Source organism: Mesorhizobium sp. M7A.F.Ca.MR.362.00.0.0, assembly GCF_004023175.1.
Lineage (GTDB): Bacteria > Pseudomonadota > Alphaproteobacteria > Rhizobiales > Rhizobiaceae > Mesorhizobium.
Window position 1 is genome coordinate 10,763 of sequence record NZ_RZTF01000032.1, and the last position, 5,847, is coordinate 16,609.

Here is a 5,847-nt window from a genome sequence, read left to right on the forward strand (position 1 = left end):
GGTCAGCGGGATTGGCCCGGCGCTCGATGAAGCCGCGTGCCTCCATCTTGTCGAGCAGCCGGGCGAGCGTGATCGGCGTGATCTCGATAAGGTCCGCCAATTTGTTCTGGTGGATGCCTTCATGCAGGCAGAGATAGGCCAGCACCTGCCATTGGGCGCGGGTCAGCCCCGATGCCCGCGACCTCTGCTCGAACCGCTTTCGAAGCAGGCGCGCGACATCGTGCAGCACGAAGCTGATGTTGGGTGACGATGGCATGGAAGGTACTGAGGTTCTAAGGCGCAACTTTTAGTGAGCATGCTTATTATCATCATGCACATAATCCCGCTGGACGCGGTGCGCAAGACGGACTAAGCCCGCCTGGAAAAAATGACGCATGGGCTGTGACGCCACAAAAAGGCTCAGGTAGCAGGCTGTTGCCGGGCAAGGATAGGACGATGAATTGGCTGAAGATCGTGACCGTGGCGGCCATCGCGGGATGGCCGGGCCTTGCGCTCGCAAAGGACGCCGTCAGCTGCGGCGGCGCCGCGATGCTGGGTGGCGCGCAATTGAACTGCAGCCACGTCGAACCCCAGGCGCCGCCTCAGTTTTGCACCTATAGCTGGGCTCTCCACATGCCGGCCGGTGATCAGAAAATCGTCGAAGGCAGCTTCATGCTGCCGCCCGGCGCGGCGAACGTAACCGTCTATCAGGGCAGCGGTTTCGACAGCGCGCTGTCCGATCCGATCGTGATCTGCCGTGGCGGCAAATGAGCAAGGCCGTCAAGGAAAGCTCGCTCGTCGCCCGATTGGTGCTATAGGGCGGATCACGCTATTTTGAACGGGCGCATTCGAGTTTCGGATGTGCCTGGCTGCCATTTCTCTGACGGATTTCGACATGGACGGACCCAACCCAGACATCAAGCACCCGATCCCGATGCATACCCGCGTCGGCTTCCTCAAGGGACTGGTGAATGCGCCGAACATCGAGATCGGCGACTTCACCTATTATGACGACCCCGACGGGCCGGATAAATTCGCCGAGAAATGCGTCCTGCATCATTATCCGTTCATCGGCGACAAGCTGATCATCGGCAGGTTCTGCGCCATCGCCGAGGGCGCGCGCTTCGTCATGAACGGCGCCAACCACGCCATGTCCGGCTTTTCGACCTATCCGTTCAATATCTTTGGCCATGGCTGGGAAAAGGGTTTTGACCCGGCGACGTGGTCGAAGGAAGTGCGCGGCGACACCATTGTCGGCAGCGACGTCTGGATCGGCATGGAGGCGGTGATCTTGCCCGGGGTGGAAATCGGCCACGGCGCCATCATCGCCGCGAAATCGGTGGTGACTCACGACGTGCCGCCCTATGCGATCGTCGCCGGCAATGCGGCCAAGGTGGTGAAGATGCGTTTCGACGACCGGACAATCAGGCGGCTGCTGGCGGTGGCGTGGTGGGACTGGCCGGTGGACAAGGTCAGTCGCAACCTCGATGCTATCCGGGGCGCCGATATTTCTCTTCTGGAGGCAGCAGCTTGAACGCTCTGAACAGCAGCATAATCGGCACCGAACTGTTTACGCGGGGGTGGATCTTCATCCGCGGCGTGCCGGCCATGAAATTCCTGCCGCCTGAAGGGCCGCCGGAAATCGCCTTTGCCGGCCGCTCGAATGTCGGCAAGTCGTCGCTGATCAACGCGCTGGTCAACCAGAAGGGGCTGGCGCGCACCTCCAACACGCCGGGGCGCACGCAGGAGCTCAACTATTTCGTGCCGGACGGATTTTCGGGTGAGGGCGCCGACCTGCCGCCCTTGGCGCTGGTCGACATGCCCGGCTATGGCTATGCCACCGCGCCGAAGGAGAAGGTCGACGAGTGGACCAAGCTGGTCTTCGACTATCTCAAGGGCCGCGTCACGCTGAAGCGCGTCTATGTGCTGATCGACGCCCGCCACGGCATCAAGGCCAAGGACGACGAAGTGCTGTCGCTGCTCGACAAGGCGGCGGTGTCCTACCAGATCGTGCTGACCAAGACCGACAAGATCAAGACTGCCGGCGTGCCGAGGCTGATCGAGGAGACGCTGGCAAAGATCAAGAAGCGGCCGGCGGCGTTCCCGTTCGTGCTGGCCACCTCTTCTGAAAAGGCCGAGGGCCTCCAGGAATTGCAGGCGGCCATCGTGCTTGCCGCCAATGGCGGCTAAGCATCCACAGCTTAGAGCATGGCCTACGGCTTGGCCTCGATAGCAATCGTCTGGTGGCCTTCTTCCGCCACAAGCCTTTCGGTGCCGTATGCCTTGAGGAACATGCTGACGCCTGACCTGACGATGCGGTCGATCTCGTCCTGGCTCGGGGCTTTGGTGCGGTAGGCGAAGATGCACTGGCGGAACAGACCGGCCAGGCACAGTTCGGTGAACTGATAGGCGGCAAGATCGACATCGTCGATGCGCAGCAGGTCGCGCTCGATGGCGGCATTGAGAAAGGCCGCGACCTTGTCGTGGCCACGCTTGGGACCGCGCTCGTAAAACCGCGCGCCCATGTCGGGTATCCGGTCGGATGCACCGATCACCGTGCGCTGCGCCTGGATCACCTTGGCCGACGTGATCTTGAGGGCCAGCACCTTGCCGAACTTCACCAGCGTCTCGCGCAGGTTGTCGGCATTGTCCAGCACGTCATACATGTTCTTGAAGATGGTGCCGCGCTCTTCCTCGATCAGCGCTTCGAACAGCTCTTCCTTGTTGGCGAAATAGACGTAGATCGTACCCTTGGAGACACCGGCCTCGCGGGTGATGTCGTTCATCGAGGCGGCTTCGAAGCCCTTGTCGATGAAGACACGACGGGCGCCGTCGATGATCTGGCTGCGCTTGACCGGATCTTGCCCCGCTGCCGGGCGGCCACGACGCAAGCTTTCCAACAGGTCGTCGCACGACTCGTTTTCGACATTGGGCGGGGTCTCGGCCATGAAAGTCACACCTCGAAAATAATTCGAACCAAGCGGTTCGATTGCCCTTGATATGGTCCTGTTTACGCGCTATGTCAACGGCCGGATCGAACCGAACGGTTCAGTATTATATTATAACTTTAGAGAGATGTCATGTCCTCGAACGCGCCGACCACTGCCGAAGTCCGTCCCTTTCCCAACGCCAAGGTTGCGCCGGCGACGGAAGCCCCGGAAGTGCCTGTCCAGCCGGTCTCGTCGCCACCGGCAGAGGCTCCGGCCAAGAAGAAGCGTTCGGTGCGTTCCTTCCTGCTGCCGATCATCGGCGTCGCCTTGCTGGGCGCCGGCGCCTGGTATGGTTACGATTACTGGACCACGGGCCGCTTCATGATCTCCACGGACGATGCCTATGTCCAGGCAGACATGGCGTTCATCTCGCCCAAGATTTCCGGCTATGTCGATCAGGTCAAGGTCAGCGAGAACCAGCTGGTCAAGGCCGGCGATCCGCTGCTCGTCGTCGATGACGGCGACTACAAGATTGCCGTTGCCCAGGCCGAGGCGCAGATCGCCACTTTGAGCAAGACGCTCGACCGTATCGACGCCCAGACCGAAGCAGCGCGCGCCTCGCTGCAGCAGGCCCAGGCGCAGAAGGTCGCCGATCAGGCCGCCGCCGACAATGCGGCCAAGGTGGCGGCGCGCGCCTCGCAACTGCTCAAGACCCATGTCGGCACGCAGGCGCAGCTGGACGACGCCCAGACGGCGGTCCAGCAGGCCGATGCCGCCCTTGTCGGCGCCGACGCACAGATCGCCGCCGCGCAGGCCAATATCGGCGTGCTGCAGGCGCAACGCGCGGAATCGGCGAGCACGCTGGCGTCCCTGCAGCTCAGCCATGACAAGGCGCTGCGCGATCTTTCCTTCACCGTGCTCAAGGCGCCTTATGACGGCATCGTCGGCAACCGCTCGGTCGAACAGGGCGACCTTGTCAGCCCCGGCCAGAAGCTCGCCGTCATCGTGCCGATGGACAAGCTCTACATCGTCGCCAACTTCAAGGAGACGCAGCTTGCCCGGCTGGTGCCCGGAGAGAAGGTGAAGATCTCGGTCGATGCGACCGACGGCCAGGACTTCGAGGGCACCGTCTCGTCGCTGGCGCCGGCTTCGGGTGCCGTGTTCTCGCTGCTGCCGCCCGAAAACGCCACCGGCAACTTCACCAAGGTCGTGCAGCGCGTTCCGGTCCGCATCGATGTGCCCGCAGATGTCCTGAAGAGCGGCAAACTGCGCGCCGGCCTGAGCGTCATCGTCGACGTCGACAGCCGCACCGCCCCATCCGGGTCGGGCCCAGTGGCCGCGAACTGAGCGGCGACGGGAGCAATGCCATGGCAACCGCAACCCTGACAGCAGGAGCGCCGCCGGCGAGGCCGGCTGTGCCTGACACCATTTCGACGCGGCGCGTCATCGCCTTCCTGGCGATGGTGTTCGGCATGTTTATGGCCATCCTCGATATCCAGATCGTCTCCGCCTCGCTGTCGGAAATCCAGGCCGGCCTGAGCGCCAGCTCCGACGAAATCCCGTGGGTGCAGACCGCCTATCTGATCGCCGAAGTGGTGATGATCCCGCTGTCGGGCTTCCTCAGCCGGATGCTGTCGACGCGGGTGCTGTTCACGATCTCGGCGGCGGGCTTCACCGCGGCCAGTGCGCTGGCGGCGACTGCCACCAACATCGACCAGATGATTGTCTACCGCGCCGTCCAGGGCTTCATCGGCGGCGGCATGATACCGAGCGTCTTCGCCGCTGCCTTCACCATCTTCCCGCCCTCGCGCCGCGCCTTCGTCTCGCCGATGATCGGCCTGGTGGCGACGTTGGCGCCGACCATCGGCCCGACTGTCGGCGGCTATATCAGCCATGCCATGTCCTGGCACTGGCTGTTCCTGGTCAATGTCGTGCCCGGCATCCTGGTGACAGCGGCGGCCTGGACGCTGATCGACTTCGACAAGCCCAACCTCAAGCTGTTCAGCAAGTTCGACTGGTGGGGCCTCGCCGGCATGGCGGCTTTCCTGGGCTGCATGGAATATGTGCTCGAGGAAGGCCCCAACAATGACTGGCTGCAGGACCAGGGCGTCTTCATCTGCGCCATTGTCATGACCATCGGCGCGGTGCTGTTCTTCTGGCGGGTGTTCACCGCCGAGGAGCCGATCGTCGACCTGAAGGCCTTCACCAACATCAACTTCGCCTTCGGCTCGCTGTTTTCCTTCGTCATCGGCATCGGCCTTTACGGCCTGACCTATCTCTACCCGGTGTATCTCGGGCGCATCCGTGGCTACGATTCGATGATGATCGGCGAGGCGCTGTTCGTCAGCGGCCTGGCCATGTTCTTCACCGCGCCGATCTCGGGCATCCTGTCGAACAAGATGGACCCGCGGCTGATGATGATGATCGGCTTCTTCGGCTTCGCCACCGGCACCTGGTGGATGACGCATCTGACCGCCGACTGGGATTTCAACGAGCTGCTCATCCCGCAGATCCTGCGCGGCTGTTCGATGATGCTGTGCATGGTGCCGATCAACAACATCGCGCTCGGCACCTTGCCGCCCGAGCGGCTGAAGAATGCGTCCGGCCTGTTCAATCTCACCCGCAACCTTGGCGGTGCGGTTGGCCTCGCGCTGATCAACACCGTGCTGATCGACCGCAATGCCTTCCACTACGCAAGGCTCTCCGAGCATGTGCAATGGGGCAGTGAAGCCGCGCAGACCAAGCTGCAGAACATGACGCTCAATTTCGAGCAAACCCCCGGCCTGGATGCGACAAGTGCTGCCATCTCCAAGCTGTCGGGCATGGTCCAGCAGCAGGCGGCGCTGCTGTCATTCATGGATGTGTTCTTCATGCTGACGGTGCTGTTTGCGACGCTTGGCCTGTTCACCATGTTGATCCGCAAGCCGGCCGCGGCGGG

At 62.5% G+C, this 5,847-nt stretch carries 7 protein-coding genes; 5 read left to right on the forward strand and 2 right to left on the reverse strand.

Annotated features, from left to right (window positions below; all coding sequences use genetic code 11):
• The coding region (locus EOC06_RS41905) for a MarR family winged helix-turn-helix transcriptional regulator (RefSeq protein ID WP_245469383.1) at window positions 1-256 on the reverse strand (256 nt) is incomplete at its 3' end.
• Window positions 257-435: 179 nt separating this feature from the next.
• On the opposite strand from EOC06_RS41905, the gene EOC06_RS07140 reads away from it, so the two are divergent.
• From EOC06_RS07140 to yihA, 3 genes are all read left to right on the forward strand, one after another.
• Window positions 436-750, forward strand: coding sequence for a hypothetical protein (locus EOC06_RS07140; RefSeq protein ID WP_128307418.1), 315 nt, complete (start codon window positions 436-438; stop codon window positions 748-750).
• A gap of 124 nt (window positions 751-874) precedes the next feature.
• Window positions 875-1,513, forward strand: coding sequence for a CatB-related O-acetyltransferase (locus tag EOC06_RS07145; protein WP_164898497.1), 639 nt, complete (start codon window positions 875-877; stop codon window positions 1,511-1,513).
• A complete protein-coding gene (yihA, locus tag EOC06_RS07150; RefSeq protein ID WP_024502094.1) occupies window positions 1,510-2,169 on the forward strand; it encodes a ribosome biogenesis GTP-binding protein YihA/YsxC in 660 nt (219 codons plus the stop codon). The genes EOC06_RS07145 and yihA overlap by 4 nt, the downstream gene beginning before the upstream one ends.
• A 23-nt stretch (window positions 2,170-2,192) precedes the next feature.
• On the opposite strand, the gene EOC06_RS07155 is transcribed toward yihA, so the two are convergent.
• Window positions 2,193-2,927 (reverse strand): TetR/AcrR family transcriptional regulator, encoded by a 735-nt coding sequence (locus tag EOC06_RS07155; protein ID WP_127380942.1) that lies wholly within the window; start codon window positions 2,925-2,927, stop codon window positions 2,193-2,195.
• A gap of 132 nt (window positions 2,928-3,059) precedes the next feature.
• Here EOC06_RS07155 and EOC06_RS07160 point away from each other — a divergent pair, with 132 nt between their 5' ends.
• Both EOC06_RS07160 and EOC06_RS07165 read left to right on the forward strand, forming a co-directional pair.
• On the forward strand, window positions 3,060-4,256 hold the full coding sequence (locus EOC06_RS07160) for an HlyD family secretion protein (protein ID WP_128307420.1): 1,197 nt from the start codon (window positions 3,060-3,062) through the stop codon (window positions 4,254-4,256).
• Between the two features lie 20 nt (window positions 4,257-4,276).
• The coding region (locus tag EOC06_RS07165) for a DHA2 family efflux MFS transporter permease subunit (RefSeq protein WP_128307424.1) at window positions 4,277-5,847 on the forward strand (1,571 nt) is incomplete at its 3' end.

Bases quoted from the DNA above. Each gene is read 5' to 3' on its own strand.
- EOC06_RS07160 (WP_128307420.1), top strand. From the start codon at position 3,060: ATGTCCTCGAACGCGCCGACCACTGCCGAAGTCCGTCCCTTTCCCAAC.
- EOC06_RS07155 (WP_127380942.1), bottom strand. From the start codon at position 2,927: ATGGCCGAGACCCCGCCCAATGTCGAAAACGAGTCGTGCGACGACCTG.
- EOC06_RS07145 (WP_164898497.1), top strand. From the start codon at position 875: ATGGACGGACCCAACCCAGACATCAAGCACCCGATCCCGATGCATACC.
- EOC06_RS07140 (WP_128307418.1), top strand. From the start codon at position 436: ATGAATTGGCTGAAGATCGTGACCGTGGCGGCCATCGCGGGATGGCCG.